Source organism: Kitasatospora sp. NPDC036755 (genome assembly GCF_040636595.1).
Taxonomy (GTDB): domain Bacteria; phylum Actinomycetota; class Actinomycetes; order Streptomycetales; family Streptomycetaceae; genus Kitasatospora.
The window spans coordinates 1-18,157 of record NZ_JBEZUT010000176.1 but is presented as its reverse complement, the minus strand read 5'-3'; the positions used below and the strand labels follow the sequence as shown (position 1 = coordinate 18,157).

General features: G+C 74.7%; 15 protein-coding genes and 1 pseudogene. 7 read left to right on the top strand and 9 right to left on the bottom strand.

The window, feature by feature from the left end:
* A pseudogene (locus AB0E96_RS24685) lies at positions 1 to 91 on the top strand (potassium-transporting ATPase subunit KdpA); the annotation flags it as partial.
* A gap of 394 nt (positions 92 to 485) precedes the next feature.
* Positions 486 to 1,193, top strand: coding sequence for a DUF1062 domain-containing protein (locus AB0E96_RS24680; RefSeq protein WP_359827400.1), 708 nt, complete (start codon positions 486 to 488; stop codon positions 1,191 to 1,193).
* Positions 1,194 to 1,514: 321 nt separating this feature from the next.
* Here the strand turns inward: AB0E96_RS24680 and AB0E96_RS24675 are convergent, their stop codons facing one another.
* From AB0E96_RS24675 to AB0E96_RS24665, 3 genes are all read right to left on the bottom strand, one after another.
* Complete coding sequence (locus tag AB0E96_RS24675; RefSeq protein ID WP_359827399.1) at positions 1,515 to 1,937, bottom strand: SRPBCC family protein; 423 nt, start codon at positions 1,935 to 1,937, stop codon at positions 1,515 to 1,517.
* A gap of 50 nt (positions 1,938 to 1,987) precedes the next feature.
* A complete protein-coding gene (locus AB0E96_RS24670) occupies positions 1,988 to 2,998 on the bottom strand; it encodes an aldo/keto reductase (RefSeq protein ID WP_359827398.1) in 1,011 nt (336 codons plus the stop codon).
* A 368-nt stretch (positions 2,999 to 3,366) separates the two neighbouring features.
* Entirely contained in the window at positions 3,367 to 4,140 is a 774-nt protein-coding gene (locus AB0E96_RS24665; protein WP_359827396.1) for an SDR family oxidoreductase, read from the bottom strand.
* A 527-nt stretch (positions 4,141 to 4,667) separates the two neighbouring features.
* Here AB0E96_RS24665 and AB0E96_RS24660 point away from each other — a divergent pair.
* The 3 genes from AB0E96_RS24660 to AB0E96_RS24650 all read left to right on the top strand — a co-directional run bounded on the left by AB0E96_RS24660 (position 4,668) and on the right by AB0E96_RS24650 (position 6,196).
* Positions 4,668 to 4,856 (top strand): hypothetical protein, encoded by a 189-nt coding sequence (locus AB0E96_RS24660; protein WP_359827395.1) that lies wholly within the window; start codon positions 4,668 to 4,670, stop codon positions 4,854 to 4,856.
* 93 nt (positions 4,857 to 4,949) lie between these two features.
* Positions 4,950 to 5,669, top strand: coding sequence for an SMI1/KNR4 family protein (locus tag AB0E96_RS24655; protein WP_359827394.1), 720 nt, complete (start codon positions 4,950 to 4,952; stop codon positions 5,667 to 5,669).
* A complete protein-coding gene (locus AB0E96_RS24650; RefSeq protein ID WP_359827392.1) occupies positions 5,666 to 6,196 on the top strand; it encodes a GNAT family N-acetyltransferase in 531 nt (176 codons plus the stop codon). Before AB0E96_RS24655 ends, AB0E96_RS24650 begins: the two co-directional genes overlap by 4 nt.
* A 41-nt stretch (positions 6,197 to 6,237) precedes the next feature.
* Here AB0E96_RS24650 and AB0E96_RS24645 read toward each other — a convergent pair whose 3' ends face one another.
* The 3 genes from AB0E96_RS24645 to AB0E96_RS24635 form a co-directional block, all read right to left on the bottom strand.
* The gene (locus AB0E96_RS24645) at positions 6,238 to 8,325 is read right to left on the bottom strand and encodes an AAA family ATPase (protein ID WP_359827390.1); all 2,088 of its coding nucleotides are present in this window, start codon (positions 8,323 to 8,325) and stop codon (positions 6,238 to 6,240) included.
* A 171-nt stretch (positions 8,326 to 8,496) separates the two neighbouring features.
* Complete coding sequence (locus AB0E96_RS24640) at positions 8,497 to 9,159, bottom strand: response regulator transcription factor (RefSeq protein WP_359827389.1); 663 nt, start codon at positions 9,157 to 9,159, stop codon at positions 8,497 to 8,499.
* The gene (locus tag AB0E96_RS24635; RefSeq protein ID WP_359827387.1) at positions 9,156 to 10,475 is read right to left on the bottom strand and encodes a histidine kinase; all 1,320 of its coding nucleotides are present in this window, start codon (positions 10,473 to 10,475) and stop codon (positions 9,156 to 9,158) included. The genes AB0E96_RS24640 and AB0E96_RS24635 overlap by 4 nt, the downstream gene beginning before the upstream one ends.
* A gap of 424 nt (positions 10,476 to 10,899) precedes the next feature.
* Here AB0E96_RS24635 and AB0E96_RS24630 point away from each other — a divergent pair, with 424 nt between their 5' ends.
* Positions 10,900 to 12,363, top strand: a complete 1,464-nt coding sequence (locus AB0E96_RS24630; RefSeq protein WP_359827385.1) for a hypothetical protein — start codon at positions 10,900 to 10,902, stop codon at positions 12,361 to 12,363.
* 404 nt (positions 12,364 to 12,767) lie between these two features.
* Positions 12,768 to 14,015 (top strand): cytochrome P450, encoded by a 1,248-nt coding sequence (locus AB0E96_RS24625; RefSeq protein WP_359827383.1) that lies wholly within the window; start codon positions 12,768 to 12,770, stop codon positions 14,013 to 14,015.
* Here the strand turns inward: AB0E96_RS24625 and AB0E96_RS24620 are convergent.
* From AB0E96_RS24620 to AB0E96_RS24610, 3 genes are all read right to left on the bottom strand, one after another.
* The gene (locus tag AB0E96_RS24620; RefSeq protein WP_359827382.1) at positions 14,002 to 14,523 is read right to left on the bottom strand and encodes a hypothetical protein; all 522 of its coding nucleotides are present in this window, start codon (positions 14,521 to 14,523) and stop codon (positions 14,002 to 14,004) included. The genes AB0E96_RS24625 and AB0E96_RS24620 overlap by 14 nt on opposite strands.
* 490 nt (positions 14,524 to 15,013) lie before the next feature.
* The gene (locus tag AB0E96_RS24615) at positions 15,014 to 16,654 is read right to left on the bottom strand and encodes an alkaline phosphatase D family protein (RefSeq protein WP_359827380.1); all 1,641 of its coding nucleotides are present in this window, start codon (positions 16,652 to 16,654) and stop codon (positions 15,014 to 15,016) included.
* Positions 16,655 to 17,070: 416 nt separating this feature from the next.
* Entirely contained in the window at positions 17,071 to 17,982 is a 912-nt protein-coding gene (locus tag AB0E96_RS24610; protein WP_359827378.1) for a neutral zinc metallopeptidase, read from the bottom strand.
* Positions 17,983 to 18,157: the final 175 nt, after the last annotated feature.

The window sequence follows — 18,157 nt, the reverse complement described above, 5'->3', positions numbered from 1 at the left end:
CATCGCCGCCAGCTCGCTGTTCGCCGCTTCGACCACGCTGACCTCGACCGGTGCGGTGAACTCCTTTCACGACTCGTACACGCCGTTCGGCGGCGTCCACCCACGGTCCAGGCCGGATCCGCCCCCGGACCTCCCTGGGGACGACGGGCCTCTCCCCCTCAGGGAGGGGACCGCCCCTGAGTCCCGCCCCGGGGCCCGCGGCCCCGACCGCATCCGGGCCGCATTCGGGCCGGGCCCGCGGCCGGTTCGGCCGCCGAGGGCACGGGGAAATTCGGTTGCCGCGGACCGCCGTCGCGATCATGATCGCCCGCATGGACTTTTGATGACTGCCACGTCGTACGTACCTGTCGCGCGATCGACCTCGGAGCCTGACGACCGGCCCCGGGGCGATGGGTCGCGCCCCTCGTGAGCATCCGTCAGAGAGCGGGAGCCGCCGAGTGAGTTCGGCATGCCCTCCCGCTGAGTCCTGAAAGCACCCCACACACATGAATACCGACCGCAAGGCCCTGTGGGCCGTGCGTCAGTCCGCCCTGCCCACCGTCGTCCGGCCCTGCCCGGACTGTCCCGGCACGCGGCACCGCGCCTCGGGGAAGATCCGCGTCAACGCGAGCGGCAAACTGCTCGACGTCTGGCTGCTGTTGAGCTGCGCGACCTGCGACCGGACCTCCAAGGTGCCCGTCCACGAACGCGTCCACGTCTCGACGCTGGAGCCGGCCCGGCTGGTGGCGTACGAGACCAACGACCCGGCAGCGGTACGGGATTTGGTGACGAGCACGTCGCTCGCGGCGAAGAACCGGTACCGGCTCGACTGGACCGGGACGTGGGAACTGGAGACCCGGATGCCGCTGTACGCGCTCGACGACCCGAACCCGCTCCCGGTGCGGGTGCGCTTCGAGCTGCCCGCGCCGGTCCGGGTGGAGCGGCTGCTCCGGCTCGGTCTCGGCCTGAGCCGGGCCGAGGTGCGCCGTCTGGTCGCGGACGGGCGGATCCGCCTGCCGTTCGCTCCGGACGCCAAGGCGCACCAGGACTTCGAACTCACCCTCCACGGACCCGGTTCCGTCGATGCGGCCAAGCACGCGAAGTCCCTCGACGCGCCCGACGCCGAACGCGCCGGACCGGCTCGGATCGGGCCGGCGCCCGCGCCCGCACCCGCACCCGGTGGGGAGCGCCCACGCCGGGCCGCGGCGCGCTAGGAGCCGTCGGGCCGCTCGTGCGCGGAGCCGGATCCCGGGGGCCGCTGCGGTGACCGTGCCGGGGACGGCATGGCCGCGCTCGCCGTCACGGGCCGCCACCGCCCGGTGGCTCCGGGGCTTGTCGGCGGCCCGTTCGACGGTGGTGCCTTCTCGCGGCGGCCGGGTGTCCTGGAGCCCTGGGCCGGGCCGGTGTCCAAGGACAGCGGCTTGGTGGGCGGGCAGCTGTTCCACGCCTCGGACAACGGCCGCCGAGCGGCTCGCCACCGCGGCCCGGGTACGCGTTCGGTGCGTACCCGGGCCGCGGTGGGTGACCCTGGAGTGTCAGGCGGAGAGGGTCTTGTTCAGTGCGTCGAGGCCGTCGGCGTAGATGCCGGTGAACAGGTCGACGACCTCCTGCTCGGTGGCGCCCTTCGGGTGGAAGCGGCCGGACCACTGGACCTCGGCGGCGTCGGGGCGGCCGGGGACGGCGTGGACCCGGATCGTCGAGACGTAGCCGTCGTCGACCGGGAACGGGGCCTGGAGGATGGCGTAGCTGTACTGCCGCTCGGTCTCGTTGAAGTCGACGAGGCGCTCGATGATCACTTCGCCCTCGGGGTTCTTCAGATGGCGGACGCGGCCGCCCTCGGCGGCGACGCTCTCCGGGATGTAGGGGAGCCAGTCGGGCAGGGCGTCGAAGCCGCCGATGAGGTTCCAGACCTTTTCGGGGGTGCCGGGGACGATGCGGCTGACGGAGGTGGAGGCCATGATCGTTTCTCCTGTGTACTGCGGTGGGGGTGGTGTGCGGGGGTAAGGGGTCAGGCGCCGTTGGGCAGCGGGGCGGCCGGGCTGACCAGGCCGGAGGCGCGCAGCTCCTGCCAGAACGCGGCGGGGACGCTCTCGTTGAGGGCGGCGATGTCCTCGGCGATGCGGCTGGGCTTGGTGGCGCCGGGGATGACGGCCGCGCTCACCGGGTGGGCGAGGGAGAACTGGAGGGCGGCGGCCTTGATGGAGACGCCGTGCTTGGCGGCGAGCTCCTTGAGGCGGTTGACCTTCGCGATGATCTCCGGCGAGGCGGGCTGGTACTCGAAGTGGGCGCCGCCGGCCAGGACGCCGGAGCTGTAGGGGCCGCCGACGACCATGTCGACGTCCTGCTCCTGGGCCATCGGGAGCAGGCGCTGGAGGGCGTGCTCGTGGTCGAGGAGGCTGTAGCGGCCGGCCAGCAGGAAGCCGTCGGGCCGCGGCTCGTCCAGGGCGAGGGTCATCTCGATCGGCTCGGTCTTGTTGACGCCCAGGCCCCAGGCCTTGATGACGCCCTCGTCGCGCAGGCGGGACAGGACGCGGAAGGCGCCGGTGCGGGCCTCCTCGAACTTGCTCACCCACTGGTCGCCGTGGAAGTCCTGGGCGATGTCGTGGACCCAGACGATGTCCAGGCGGTCGGTGCCCAGGCGCTTGAGGCTGCCCTCGATGGAGCGCTCGGTGGCCTCGGCGGTCCACTCGTGGACGATCTTGTTGGGGTTGCCGTGCTCGAAGATGCCGCCCTTCTCTCCGAGGTCGCGGGCGCCTTCCTCCTTCTCGTCGAGGATGACGCGGCCGACCTTGGTGGAGAGCACGTACTCGTCGCGGGGCTTGGTGGACAGCACCTGGCCCAGTCGCTGCTCGGAGAGGCCGGCGCCGTAGAAGGGGGCGGTGTCGTAGTAGCGGACGCCCTGGTCCCAGGCGGCCTCGACGGTGGCGGCGGCCTCCGCGTCCGGGATCGCGCGGAACATGTTGCCGAGCGGAGCGGTGCCGAAGCCGAGCTTGCCGGGAAGGATCTTCTTGAGGGTCATGACGGTGCCTTGTCGATCGGTGTCTCCGTGCCGGGGGCGTCCCTGGCACGGGAGGGGGGAGACACGGGAGAGATCGGGTGCCTCTGTGGGGTCGTCCCGCCGACGGAGCCGTGGCGCTGGATGCGCGGCGGCCCTCCGCCAGAGCAGGTGCGCTACTGCAATTAATGCACCAGCGCCTTACATGCTTAGACAATAGTTGCAGACGCGTCGTAATGCAAGAGGGTCCGACCGAGCTGTCCGGCCGACGCGGGTGCAGCGGGCACGCGGGGCCGTCGACGGGGCCGCCTCCCCCTGTCGCGGTACGGACCGGTCCGCAGGCCGAAGGTGCCCGCGCGGTGACCGTCCCGGCCCCGCGCCGGGCACCCGCCTCAGGGGATGATCGTGGGCAGGAGGCCGCCGTCGACGCCGAGGGCGCGGCCGGTGGTGGCCGAGGAGTGCTCGGAGGCCACGTAGGTGATCATGTTGGCGACCTCGTGGGGGCGGATCAGGCGCCGGAGCAGGGAGGCGGCGGCACGGTTCTCGGCCAGGTAGCGGCGTTCCTGCTCGGCGGGGTCGAGGCCGGGGTAGAGCTCGTCGAACATGGCGAGCACGCCGTCGCTCATGGTGGGCCCGGGCAGGACGCAGTTCACCGTGACGCCGGTGCCGGCGACCTCCTGGGCCATGCCGCGGGAGACGGCCAGCTGGGCGGTCTTGGTCATGCCGTACTGGACCATGTCGGGCGGGGTCTGGACGCCGGCCTCGCTGCTGACGAAGATCACCCGGCCCCAGCCGCGTGCGACCATCCGGGGTGTGTAGTGGCGGGCGAGGCGCACCCCGGACAGGACGTTGACCTCGTAGAAGCGCAGCCAGTCCGCGTCGGTGATGTCGAAGACGGGTTTGGTCTCGAAGATGCCGGTGTTGTTGACCAGGATGTCGACGTCGGGCAGTTGCCGGATCAGCTCGGCGGTTCCTTCGGCCGTGCCGACGTCGGCGGCGATGCCGCGTCCGCCGATCCGCTCCGCGGTCTCGGTGACGCGGTCGGGGCTGCGGCCGTTGACCACGACGTCGGCTCCGGCGGCGGCCAGGGCCTGCGCGGCCGCCGCGCCGATTCCGGCCGTGGATCCGGTGACCAGCGCGGTCCGCCCGGTGAGGTCGATCTGCATCGGAAGGGCACCTCTCCTCAGTGGGTCGTCGGTCCGCCGACGGCGGACCGTCTCCGATTCGCGGCCGCGCCGCACCGGCACCCGTCGAGACCCGGGGGCGACCGGGGCCGCTCCGCGGCGGGCAGAAGTCGCCCGGAGCGGTGGAAGCGGCCATGCCGCCATGGCGAGGAACCGGTCTGACACGATTCTTCGGCAGGCCGGCGGAGCCCGCACCTCACCGGCACTCCGTCCGGCTCCGGAGCGAGGCCCACGCCCGCATGCACCGGACAGACGCCTTGGCTGGTATTTCCACGATGGGCACACCCCGGGCTTCGGTGGTATCCGGAAGGAGGCCCGGACCCGGCCGACCGACGGCACCGCCCTCGATCGCCGAGGTGGGCGAAGCCCCGTCGCCATACCGGTGCGATGCGTCGTCGAAGGGCCGCACCGAGCCGGTACCGCGCCTGTCCGCCCTGCCGCCTCCCGGACCGGGGAGCGGAGTGGGCCGCTTCCGGCGGCAGCCGGCTCCGTTCCCGGCGCGTCGCCCGGTGAGCCGGCGGCGTTACGTGGCCCGTGGCGTGCCCGGCGGCTACCGGATCCGGGACAACCGGGGCCGCCGCTGGTGGGGCGACCACGACGAGCTCTGCCCCGAGGACCTCGTCACCGAACTCAACGGCAGGGCCGACCCCCAGGCGCTGACCGCCCTGCTCAAGCGCTACCGGGCGCTGAAGCGGTAGGCCGGGGCCGGGGTCCGCGGGCTGTCGGGGCCGTCGCCTAGAGTGCGGTGTCGACGGGGCCGACGGGGCCGACGGCCGGCGAGGGGACGGGCGATGAGCGAGGCGTGGGACCGACTGCGGGCGATCATGGGAGAGCCGGTGTACACCCCGGCGCGGGTCCCGTGGGAGCGGGCGCCCGCCGAGCTGGGGGTCCAACTGCCCTCGGACTACCGGGCGTTCGTCGACCTGTACGGCGGCGCGAAACTGAACGGCGAGTGGGGCGTGTACACGCCGCAGGACAAGCCGCTCCACCGGGACGGGCCGAGCGGCCTGGCGGCCTGGCGCACCACCTCCGACCTCGACCTGCGCGACCAGATCGAGGGCGAGGAGCACCGCTGGGAGCAGCCGGGCCCGACCCCGGTGTTCCCGGACCCGGGCGGGCTGCTGTCCTGGGGGTGGAACAGCAACCACCAGCAGTGCTGCTGGCTGACGGCCGATCCGGATCCCGAGCGGTGGCCGGTGGTCGTGTTCTACGACGACCGGCTCGACCACTTCGACGGCGGGTTCGCGCAGTTCGTGGCGACGGTGCTGACCGGGGGTTACGCCGCCGAGGACGAGTTGCTGGTGCGCGCGGACCCCGCCGTGTGGGGGCCGGCGCCGGCCCGGCCGCTCTGGTCGCCCGGGGAGGACTGGGCGGGCCGGAACTGGGGTGTCGACTGGGGGCTCGGTTCGTTCCTGACGGAGCCCGGGTCGGCGGAGATGCCGTGGGTCGTGAACGGCGGAGGGTCCGGTGGCGGAGGAACGTCCCGTCCGCCCCGGGAGGCCGCCGCGTGAGCGTCGAACTGCGCCACCACACCGCCCTGTCCCCGGTCGTGCGGCGGGACCTGCTGGACGTGTACGCCGAGGTGCGGGCGCCGCTGCTGCACCTGGCGAACTACGGTCTGGCCGCGTTCACCGAGCGTCTCGGCCTGCACGCGGCCGGCCCGGGTTTCGAGCTGGTCCTGGGCTACGACGGCGGGCGGGCGGTGGGCTACGCGTACGGCAACACCGTCGAGGCCCGTGACCCGTACTGGAAGCGCATGGCGGAGCCGCTGTCCGAGGACGGCCCCCGTGCCCCGGTCCTGGCGCTGAGGGAGATCGGTGTGCGCCCGGCCTGGCGGGGCACCGGCACCGCCCGCCGGGTCCACGACGCGCTGCTGGCCGGGCGGGGTGAGGAGCGGGTGGTGCTGATGGTGAATCCGCTCGCCGGGGACGGGAAGGTGCTGCGCCTGTACGAGGGGTGGGGCTACCGGGCGTTCAACGCCCAGGCGGCCTCGGCGCACTCGCCGCGGCTGACGGTGATGGTCCGCCCGACGCGTTGACCTCCCGCGCACCCGGCGGGGAGGCCACGCGCGGGGGTGTCCTAGGCGGGCTGCGCGGGGGTGATGGTGCACAGCCGTTTGGTGGCGCGGGTCAGGGCGACGTACAGGTCCCGTTCGCCCGCGGGCCGGGCCGCGACGATGCCCTGCGGGTCGACCACGAGGGCCTCGTCGAACTCCAGGCCGCGCGCCTCGGACGCCGGGACCAGCCGGGCGTGGGCCTCGACGCCGGCGGCCGCCAGTTCCGCCACCCGGTCGTCCGCGCAGACGACGCCGAGCAGTTCGCCGGGGTGGGCGGCGTCCTGGGCCCGCAGTTCGCGCAGCAGGGCGTCGGCGAGCCGCCGCGGGGCGGCCGTGACGGTCCGCGGCTCGTCGCCGCGGCGGATCGAGCGGAGGGCCGGCTGTTCCGGGGCGATGCGCTGGAGCAGGTCCCGGGTGGTGGCGAGGATCTCCCGGGTGGTGCGGTAGCTGACGGTCAGGGTCCGCAGGTCGAAGCGGTGGCCCAGGTGGGGGGCGAGTGCCTCGTTCCAGTCCCGCGCGGTGGCCGCCGGGCCCGCCTGCGCGAAGTCGCCGACCAGGGTCATCGAGCGTCCCGGGCACCGGCGTACGACCATCCGCCACTGCATGGCCGTCAGTTCCTGGGCCTCGTCGACGACGACGTGTCCGAAGGTCTGCCGGGGCGGTCCGTCGACCAGGCTCGCCGCCTCGTCGAGGAGCGGCACGTCGGCGCCGGTCCACGGCGCGCCGGGGGTGCGCAGCAGTGATGCCCGCTGGTCGTCGGTGAGGTGGGGCAGGTGTGCGGCCAGGGCGTCGGGGTCGGTCAGCAGGGCCTCGACGACGGTGTCGGGTGTCAGGTGCGGCCAGATCTCCTCGACGGCGCGGTCCAGGTGGGCGTCGTCCAGGAGGGCGGTGCGGACGGCGTCGGCGTCGAACTCGTCGGCGCCGGTGGAGGGTCGGTCGTCGATGCCGAGGTTGCGCAGGTCCCGGGCGGCCATCTTGTCGAGGTCGATGCCGGTGAGCTGGGCGACTTCGGCGTCGAGGCGTTCCAGGGTCTCGGCGGTGCTGCGGGCGAGTTCGCCGGTCAGGGCGTCCACCAGCAGTTCCAGGAACAGGCGGCGGGCCCGGTTGTGGGCGAGGCCGCCGGTGCGGGCCGCGTCGCGGGCCTCGGCGACCTGCCGTTCGGACAGGCGCACCCACTCCTGTCCGATCCGGACGGTGAAGTCCCCGTCAGGGGCCTGGCGGGCGCGTACCGAGCGGGCCAGGGCGTCGGCGAGGTCGGCGCCGCCCTTGAGGCGTGCCGGGGCGAACGTTTCCGTGGCGCCCGGGCGGACGCCGGCCAGTTCCTCGCAGGTCGCCAGGACGACGTCGTTCTCGCCGAGGGAGGGCAGCACCTGGGAGACGTAGTCCAGGAAGCGGGTGTTGGGGCCCAGGACGAGCACGCCGCGTTCGGCGGCCTTGGGGAACGCGTAGAGCACGTACGCGGCGCGGTGCAGGGCCACCACCGTCTTCCCGGTGCCCGGGCCGCCCTGGACGACCGTGACCCCGCGGTGCGGGGAGCGGACGATCGCGTCCTGTTCGGTCTGGAGCGTGGCGACGGCCGTTCCCATCCGGCCGGTGCGCCGTTCCCGCAGTGCGGCGGCCAGCGGGCCGTCGCCGACGACGTCTGCGGGGGTCGGGTCCGAGCCGTCCAGCAGTTCGTCGCTGACGGCGACGACGGTGCGGTCGGCCAGGCTCAGGTGGCGGCGCCGGCGCAGGCCGAGCGGGTGGACCGGTGTCGCCTCGTAGAAGGCCCGGGCCGCCTCGGCCCGCCAGTCCACCAGCAGCGGCAGCTCGTCCTCGTCGCGTTGCAGGCCCAGCCGTCCGATCCGCAGGACGGTGCCGTCGGTGAGGTCGATGCGGCCGAAGACGAGTCCGCCTTCGGCGCCCTCCAGGCGGCGGACCTCGCCCGCCAGCCGTCCGGCCGCCACCTCCCGCTCGTACACCTCGCCCGCGCTGCCGGCCGTCGACGCGAGCACCCGGCCCAGCTGCGCGCGCGCCCCGGCGAGCCGCTCGTCGAACAGCTCGGCGATGGCGGACACCCGGGTCCGCTCCAGCTCGACCTGCTGTGCGGCGTTGCCGTGGATCTGCGACAAGGAAGAGCCCCCTCGTGTTTCGGATTGCGGCCCACCACTATGCAGAGCCGGTCCGGGGAAGTAAACGTTGACTTCGCCGGTGCGGGTGTGGCCGTCGGCGGCGGCCGGCGGCTTGCGGTGCCGGGGGGTTCGGCCGGTGGGCGGGGGGGGTGTGGGACGCGGCTGGTGCGGTCAGGCCGGGCGGACGAGGCGGCTCTCGTAGGCGAAGACCACGGCCTGGATCCGGTCGCGGAGTTCGAGCTTGTGCAGGATCCGTCCCAGGTGGGACTTCACGGTGGCCTCCGCGAGGTACAGGGCGGCGGCGATCTCGGTGTTGGACAGGCCGCGGCCCACCTGGACGAGCACCTCGCGTTCGCGGGCGCTGAGGCGGCGCAGCCGTTCGTCGTGTTCGGGGCGGCGGCCGGCGGGCAGGTGCGGGCGGATGCCGTCCAGCAGGCGGCGGGTGATCCGCGGGGAGAGCGCGGCGTCGCCCGCGGCGACGTCGCGGATCGCGGTGAGGAGTTCCTCGGGCCGGGTGTTCTTCAGCAGGAAGCCGGAGGCTCCGGCGTTGAGGCCGGCGAAGGCGTACTCGTCGAGGTCGAAGGTGGTGAGGATCAGCACCCTGCTGTGCGGGCAGGCTTCGACGACCTGGCGGGTGGCCTCGATGCCGTCGGTGCCGGGCATCCGGACGTCCATGAGGACGACGTCGGGGCGCAGTTGTCGGGTGAGGTGGACGGCCTGGGCGCCGTCGGCGGCTTCGCCGACGGGTTCCATGTCGGGTTGGGCGTCCAGGACGGTGCCGAAGGCCATGCGCAGCAGTGCTTCGTCGTCGGCGATGAGGATGCGGATGGTCATGCGGGGGCCGCCGTGGTGCCGGTGAGGTGCAGGCGGGTGTGGACGTGCCAGCCTCCGTCGGGTCGGGGGCCGGCGTGCAGGGTGCCTCCGTAGGCGGCGCAGCGTTCGCGCATGCCGGGGATGCCGTGGCCGGGTGGTGCGGTGGGGGCGGGCGGGGTGCCGTGGCCGGGTGGCGGGGTGGGGGCGGGTCGTGGTGGGTGGGGGCCGTCGTCGGTGACGTCCACGGTGACGGTCTCGGCGGTGCACCGGACGCGGACGGTGGCGCGGGTGCCGGCGGGGGTGTGCTTGAGGGTGTTGGTGAGGGCTTCCTGGACGAGGCGGTGGACGGTGAGTTGGGCGGTGGCGGGGATGTGGGTGTGGCCGCCGTGGACGTCGAGGCGGGTGGGGAGTCCGGCGGTGCGCATCTGGTCGGCGAGGGCGTCCAGTTGGGCGATGCCGGGCAGGGGGTGGCGGTGGGCGTCGGGTTCGTCGGCCCGCAGGATGCCCAGGGTGCGGCGCATGTCGGTCAGGGCCTGGCGGCCGGTTTCGGAGATCTGGTGCATCGCGGCGGTGGCCTTGTCGGGTGAGCGGTGCTGGGCGTAGCGGGCGGCGTCGGTGAGCGCGACCATGACGGACAGGTTGTGGGTGACGATGTCGTGCATCTCGCGGGCGATGCGGGTGCGTTCCTCGGCGGCGGCCAGGCGGGCCTGCTGTTCCTGTTCGTTTTCCAGGCGGGCGGCGTGTTCCTCGACGGCGGTGAGGTAGGCGCGGGTGGTGCGCTCGTTGACGCCGAGGGCGGCGGCGGCCACGGTCATCGCGGTGAGTGCGACGAGGAGGGTGGGGAAGGCGTCGTCGGGGGCCCAGCGCAGGCAGGCCAGCAGGACGCCGGTCTGGGTGACGGCGGCGGCCAGGAGTGTCGTGCGCCGGCCGGTGTGCGCGGCCACCGTGTGGAGGGCCACCAGCAGGGCGATGTCGGCGGGGAGTTGGGCGTCCGCGAGCCATTGGAGGAGGGCGGCGGCGGCCACGGCGGCGAACGTGGCGAGCGGGGCCCGGCGGCGCCACAGCAGGGGCAGGGCGAGGGCGGCGGTGAGGGCGGTGGCGGCGGGCCGTTCGTGCGGGGCGCGGGTGGTGGCGGCGTTGAGGAGCAGGAGGGCGGGTAGGAGGGTGTCCCGCAGGACGGGGGGCAGTCGGGTGGCGGTCCTGGCCCGGCGGGCCCGCCACCGCCGCGGGCCCGGGTCCCGTGTCCACGCCCGTGCCCGGGCCCGGGCCCACGTCGGCGTCCACGTCCGGGCCGGGTCTCGGTGGGTTCGGCCGGGTTCGGCGGCCGCCTCGGTCATCACAGGTCCCCGTCGTCGAAGTGGGCGTCATGGCGGCCCCGGCCGGGGCGCGTTGCGGGCGGTCGGGCCTGGTCCGGGGTCGGGCCTGGTCCGGAGTCGGGCCTGGTCCGGGGTCGGGCCTGGTCGGGGCCTGGTCGGGGCCTGGTCCGGGGGCCGCGTGCCGCGCCCGGTGCCGGCCGCGGCCCTGCCACGGTAGGCGGCGGCGGGCGCGCGGCGCATGCGCCCACCGTCGGACGGCGCGGGTCCGGGGTACGACCGCAGGAGGAGGCCGGTCACCTCCCGTGGTCGCAGGGCGGGCGCCGGTGCGGTGTGCCCGGTTGCCTCCGTGGTCGTACGGGGGCCTTCGCGGGCTGCTCCCCCGGTCCCGTCCGGCGGCGACCGGTGGCCGATGCGGCGGTGTGCGCCCGGCGCCGAGCATGGCCGGGTGACCGAGATCATCGCGGGACCGCACATGTCCCTCCTGGAAATCCTCGCCCTGCTGGGGGCCGTCGCGCTGGTGGTGGCGCGCTGGCTTCCCCCCGCCGCCCGCCCCCGGGTGACGATCGCGGCGGTGGCCGTGCTCGTGCCGTGCGCGCTCGGCCTGGCCGTGACGGGCGTGCGCTGGCAGCTGCTGCCGGTGCTGGCGGGCGGCGCCCTCGTGCTGCCGTTCGCGCTCCGCCCCGTGCTGCGGCCGCTGCGGCGCGGCCTCGGCCGGCCGGCGTGGCGGGCCCGCCGGTGGCTGGCGCTGCCGGGGTCGGCGGCCTGCGCGGGCCTGATCGCCGCGGGCCCGGTGGGTGCCTGGGCCTTTCCGGTGCCGGTGTTCCCGCAGCCGTCGGGCGGGTTCGCGGTGGGCACCCGGGTGGTGCAGTGGACCGACCAGGGCCGCCCCGAGACCTTCACCGCCGATCCGGACGACCGGCGCACCGTCGTCGTCCAGCTCTGGTACCCGGCGCCGAAGGCCCCGGCCGGTGCGCGGCGGGCCCCGTACCTGGGCCGTACCGGGCAGGAGGCGCGCACCGTCTCCGCCGCCCTCGCCCAGGGGGTGGGCCTGCCGGGCTTCCTGCTGGACGGCGCCGCGCGGGCCCGCGGCAACGCCGTCCCCGACGCCCCGGTGGAGGCCCGGGGCGGGCGGTTCCCGGTGGTGCTGTTCTCCCCCGGCTCGGGCGGGGCGCGCACCCAGAACACCGCCTGGGCGGAGCAGTTGGCCGGCCACGGCTACGTGGTCGCCGCCCTCGACCACCCGTACGACTGCGCGGCCGTCGTCCTGGCCGACGGCCGCACCGTCACCTCGCGGACCGCCTCCAGCGGCGACCGGGACAAGGACGAGGAGTCGGCGGCCGGCTGGACGGCGGTGCGGGCCGCCGACCTCGGCTTCGTCCTCACCCGTCTGGAGGCCCTGGACCGCGGTGAGGGTGCCGACCCGCTGAGCGGGCGCCTGGACACCGGCCGGGCCGCGGTGGCCGGGCACTCCATGGGCGGCGCGGCCGCTCTGCAGGCGGCCCGGCGGGACCACCGCTTCCGGGCCGTCGTCGACCTGGACGGCTTCCCCCACGGCCCCGCCACGCCCGCCCTCGTCCAGCCGGCGCTCGCGCTCACCCAGGCGATCACCCCGTCGACCGACCCGCGCTACCTGCCCCGTCTCACCGAGGCGCTCGCCTCCGCCACCGCGCCGGGCTACCGGCTGACCGTCCCCGGCGCCGCGCACCTCACCTTCACGGACGGGCCGCTGTACCTGCCGCCGGTGCCCTCGCTCGTCGGTTCCCTGGGCCGTACCGAGGGGCCGCGCGTCGTCGCCGCGGCCACCCTCGCCTTCCTGGACGCCACCGTGCGGGGCTCCTCCGGCGACCCGTCCGGCGCGCTGTCGGCCTACGGCAGCCTCACCGTCCGCCGCCCGGACGGCGGCCGCTGACCGGGCGGCGGCCCGTCCCCACCGCGCCGACCGTCCCGGGCCGTCCGCGCCCGTCCGCCCCGGGCCGTCCGGGCCCGTCCGTGCGCGTGCTCGCGTGTGCTCGCGCGGCCGGGCCGGGGCGCTCGCGCGGCGGGCAGCCGCGAGCCGGGGGTGCGCCGGGGTGCGCCGGACGGGCCAAGGCTCCGTTGACGGCCGAGCGGCGCCCCTCTACAACGGAGCACAGGCCCCGGTCCGCGGCGCAGCACCGGCCCCGGACGCGGTGGGCGGTGTCCCGGCACGCCCCGCCCCCGGGGCGCCCCGACCGATCCCGCGCGGTCCCGCGGGATCCGGACGGTCCCGGCGGTGGTCCCGAGTGGTCCCGAGTGGTCCCGAGTGGTCCCGAGAGTTCCTGAGGAGCGACGGCCATGGCTCCAGACGACAGCGAGTGCCCGGTGCTGGACATGACCGCCCGGGACCCCCACCGGCAGAACGCGCGGCTGCGCAGCGCCGGGCCCGCCGTGCGGGTCGAGCTGCCCAACGGCGTCATCGCCTGGTCGGTGACGCGCAGTTCGGTGATCCGCGCGCTGACCGGTGACCCGCGGATCTCCCGCGACCCGCGCAAGCACTGGCCCGGGCTGGCCGAGCTGCCCGAGGGGTGGCCGATGGGGCCGATCGCGCTGCAGGAGAACTTCTTCAACCTCTACGGCGCCGAGCACCGCTCGGGCCGGCGCCGGATGGCGCCCTCGTTCGCGCCGCGCCGGGTGGCCGCGCTGCGGCCCGGGATAGCGGCGACGACCGCCGGCCTGGTCGGCGCGCTCGGCGCGCTGGGCCCCGGCGAGGCCGTGGACATCCGCCGGGCGCTGTCCCTGCCGCTGACCATGTCGGTGATCTGCGACCTGTTCGGCGTGCCGGCCGGGATGCGGCCCCGGATCGGCCGGGTGATGGACTCCCTGCTGAAGACGTCGGCGACGACCGGGCAGATGGCGGCCTGGCGCGCGGAGATGGACGCGGCGCTGGCCGAGCTGCTGGACCTCAAGCGGCGCGAGCCGGGGCCCGACCTCGCCAGCGACGTGGCCGCCCTCCCGACCGGGGAGGGGACGCGCCGCACCGAGCAGGAGTCCCGCGACACGCTGTTCCTGATGCTCGGCGCCGGGTACGAGACCGCGGTCAACCTCATCACCAGCGCCGTCCAGGCGCTGCTCACCCACCCCCGCCACCTGGCCGCCGTCCGCGAGGGCGCGCTGAGCTGGGAGGACGTCGTGGAGGAGACCCTGCGCCACGAGGGCCCGGTGATGCACCTTCCGCTGCGCTACCCGCTGGAGGACGTCGACCTGGGCGAGGGCGTGGTCATCCGGCGGGGCGAGCCGATCCTGCTGGGGTTCGCCGCGGCCGGCCGGGACCCGCAGGCCCACCCGGACCGGCCGGACGAGTTCGACCCGGCGCGCCCCGACAAGGAGCACCTGGCCTTCGGCTACGGCCCGCACTTCTGCCTCGGCGCGCCGCTGGCCCGGCTGGAGGCCGAGGTGGCCCTGGACGGCCTGTTCGGCGCCTACCCCGGCGCCGTCCTGGACCCGTCCAGGGCGGCGCCGGCCGCCCGGCTGGAGTCCGCGATCATCAACGGGCCGGCCGAACTGTGGGTCGTACCGGTGCCGGTGCCCGCTACGGGAGGGTGATCGGGCTCGGCTTCTGCTTCAGGGTCTGCAGGCACAGGGTGTACTTGTCGCTGCCCCGCTTGTAGGTGAAGTAGCCGTCGGCGGTGGGGTAGGAGCGGCGGCACACGCCCTGGCCGTCAGTGGTGTCGTCCTCGCGGCCCACGACGCGGGCGTCGGCGTCCGGGCCGGAGCAGGGCACCACCTCGACGTCGGCGTTGGCGTCGAGGAGACCGGGCAGGACGATCTGGTTCTTGTTGTGGATGCAGTCGCCGGCCTTGGCGAACTCGGGGTCGCCCTTCTCGATGAAGACGATCAGCGAGACCAGGAGCACCGGGATGAGCGCGCCGAAGACGGCGGGCCGCAGGTAGACCGGGCGGCCCGGGTCCATCGGCGCGAGGGGCGCGCCGGGCAGCGGCGGCGCCAGTTTGTTGACCTTCAGGCGCTGCGGGACGTTGAGCAGCATGATGATCGGGTTGACGATCATCGAGGGGATGCCCCACCAGCCCTGCCAGAGGCTGTCGGAGGTCATCTCGCGGTGCGCGGTGATGCCGCAGCCGCGGCAGTAGGGGCCGCTGCGCTTGAAGTACTTCAGGATGACGACGAGGCCCAGGTGCCCGCGGAAGGTCGCGTTGACGGCCGGGACGGATCCGCAGTAGCGGCAGGCGAGTTGGCCCTCGCCGTAGGCGGGCGCGGCCGGGGCCGCGGTCGGGGCGTGCGGGGCCGGGGCCGGGGCGTGCGGGGTCGGCTCGGTGGGCTGAGTGGAAATGGTGGATCCCCCGTGACGATCATGAATGTGTGCGCCCGCAACCTACCGCCGCACGGCAGCGCCGGGGCCCGCCCGGGCCCCGGCGGGCGCAACGTTCGCCGAACCGTGATCCCAAATCAGTCGATCGGCGTCGAAACTCCCCCCGCCCGCACCCCGGCCCGTACCCCCGCTCGGGGCCCGGGCGGGCGCCCGGGCCCGCCGCCTCCCTCAAGGCGGCGGGGCCGGGCCGTGCGGCGGGACGCCGGGTGGGGCGTCAGGCGGGGCGGATGCCCGGGTTGCCGGCCTCGGTGGTGAAGGAGGCGGCGGTGGACAGGGTGCCGCCGGGGCGGGTGATGTGGGAGACCACCCGGTAGTCGGCGCGGGCGCGGTGGCGGTCCAGGGTGAGCACGGTGTAGCCGCGGCGCCCGTCGTAGAACTTCATGTGCGGGTTGGCCGACATGAGGTTGCTCCAGTTGGACGGCTTCTCCTCGCCGTCGCCGTCGCTGCTGATCGAGGTGCCGACGAACTCCACGCCCACCGTGCGCGAGGCCGGGTCGTTGAAGTCCCGCTTGACGTCCAGGGCGTAGGCCACGTGGACGTCGCCGGTGAGCAGCACGAGGTTCTCGACGCCGGAGCGGTCGACGGCCTGCAGGAAGCGCTCGCGGGCGGCCGGGTAGCCGTCCCAGGCGTCCATGGAGAGCTTGGAGCGGTCGGCGGTGGTGTTCTTGCGGCGGGAGAAGACGACCTGCTGGGGCACCACGTTCCAGGTGGCCTTGGAGCGGCGCAGGCCCTCGGCGAACCAGCGTTCCTGGGTGGCGCCCATCAGGGTGCGCTTGGGGTCGTCGGACTCGGGGGTGGGGTACTGCCAGCCGTCGCCGTTGGCCTGGTCGTCGCGGTACTGGCGGGTGTCGAGGATGTCGAACTGGGCGAGCCGGCCGAAGTGGACGCGCCGGTAGAGGGTCAGGTCGGTGCCGTGCGGCTGGGGCATGCGCAGCGGCTGGTTCTCCCAGTAGGCGCGGTAGGCGGCGGCGCGGCGGGCGATGAAGGGGGCCGGGTCCTGGTTCTTCTCGGGGATGCCGGCGGCGTAGTTGTTCTCGACCTCGTGGTCGTCCCAGGTGACGTACCAGGGGTGGGCGGCGTGCGCGGCCTGGAGGTCGGGGTCGGTCTTGTAGAGGGAATAGCGCAGCCGGTAGTCCTCCAGGGTGGTGGTCTCGTGGTTGTAGTGGGCGGGCAGGGTGCGGTCGGTGTACTTGCGGTCGCCGCCGGCGGCGTCGATGCCGTACTCGTAGATGTAGTCGCCGACGTGGAAGACGGCGTCGACGTCCTCGTTCGCCAGGTGGCGGTAGGCGGTGAAGTAGCCGTCCTCGTAGGCCTGGCAGGAGACGAAGGCGATGCGGGCGCTGTCGAGCTTGCGGCCCTGCGGCGGGGCGGTGCGGGTGCGGCCCACGGGGCTGGTCCAGGAGCCGACGGTGAAGCGGTACCAGTACGGGCGGCCGGCGTCGAGGTCGTCGACGTCCACGTGGACGGCGTAGTTGAACTCGGCGTGGGCGCGGGCGGTGCCGCGGCGCTCGACGCGGCGGAACCTCTCGTCGCGGGCGATCTCCCAGGTGACCTTGACCGAGCCGGTGGGCGGCAGGCCGGAGCCGGGCTCCAGCGGGCGCGGGGCCAGGCGGGTCCACAGCACGACGGCCTCGGAGGTGGCGTCGCCGGAGGCCACGCCGAGGGTGAAGGGGTTCTCGCCCAGGGCCCGCGGGGCGATCTCGGCGGCGTCGTCGGCGTGCGCGGAGGGCAGGTTGACGCCGAAGGCGAGTGCGGCGGCCGCCGAGGTGACGGTCAGGAAGCGGCGCCGGTCCAGGCGGGCGGCGGCCTCGCGCAGCATCCGGTCGGGCGTGGGGCGGTCGGCGGGGCGGGTCATGGGGGTGGTGGCCTTTCGCAGCTCGGGGGGTGTGCGAAGGGAATTGGAGTGGACCGCCCCGTACTGCGGGGGTCGGGATTCCGGCAGCAGAGTGATCATCTGATGGGAGAGACGTGAAGGTCCGGCATATCCCCTGGGCCGGGAGGAATCAGGCGTGACGTCCCATTCCGTACGGGTCCGGGTGGTGTCCGGGCCGCCGGGGCGGGCCGGGGTGGGGCCGGGCCGGGGCGGGGTGGGAGATTCGTGAACGCCGGCCGGGACCGGACGGCGCCCGTGCAAGGCGGAGGTCAAGCCCGGGGCCGGACGGCGGGCCGGGGCGGGCGACGGGCCGACTGCCGGCTTCGGGCGGGCACGGGCGGGCCCCGCGGCCTCCGGGGAGGCGGCGGGGCCCGGGTGGGTTCCCGACGGCGGGTCCGCTACAGCTTGGCGGCCGAGAAGGTGTCGCACTGGGCGAAGTCGCCACTGCGGTACCCGGTGGTGAACCAGGCCTTGCGCTGCTCCGCGGAGCCGTGCGTCCAGGCCTCCGGGTTGATCCGGCCGACGGCGCTCTGCTGGATCCGGTCGTCGCCGACGGCCGCGGCCGCGTCCAGGCCCTGGGCGATGTCCTGGTCGGTGAGCGAGGCGATCAGCGGGCGGCCGGTGGAGGGCTGCGGGGTGGTGGTCGCGTGGTGCGCCCACACCCCGGCGTAGCAGTCGGCCTGCAGCTCCAGGCGCACCGAACCGCTGTTGGCGCCCTGGCGGTCGTTGCCGACCTTCTGCATCGCGCCGGTGAGGTTCTGGACGTGGTGGCCGTACTCGTGGGCGACGACGTAGGACTCGGCGAACGGGCCGCCCTTGGCGCCGAAGCGGGCGGACAACTCGTTGAAGAAGCCGAGGTCGAAGTAGGCCTTCTTGTCACCGGGGCAGTAGAAGGGGCCCACCGCGGAGGTCGCCGACCCGCAGGCGGTGGAGACCTGACTGGTGAACAGCACCGTCTCGGCGTTCTTGTACGGGACCTTCGCGGCGCGCGGCAGCTCGTTGCGCCAGAACTCCTGGACGCTGTTGGTGACCGCCACGATCCGGCAGTCCTGGCGCTTGTTGGCGTCCGCGCCGGTCTTGCAGGACTTCTGCGCCTCGCCCTCGGTGCGCACGCCGGCGGAGGAGGAGCCGGAGGAGGAACCCGAGCCGGAGGACAGGCCCAGCAGCTGCGGGTCCACGCCGAGGACGACCGCGAACAGCACCGCGATCAGGCCCACGGCCCCGCCGCCGATGGCGACCTTCCCGCCGGGGATGCCGCGCCGGTCGTCCACCTGTGAGGTGTCGAGGTCGCCCTGGTCGTCGAACTGCATGTGCCTGTGCCTGCCCGCTTCTGTCGTTCGGTCGCCTTTGTGCGCTTCGGTGACGGTCTGTACCACCGGTGGCCCGCCCAGCCTACGGGCCCCGGGGCCCGGCGCGCCGCAGCGGGGCCTCCGGCCGAACCGTCCCGCTGCCCCGGGAAGAGCGGCTCGAAGTGGAGCCGCCGGA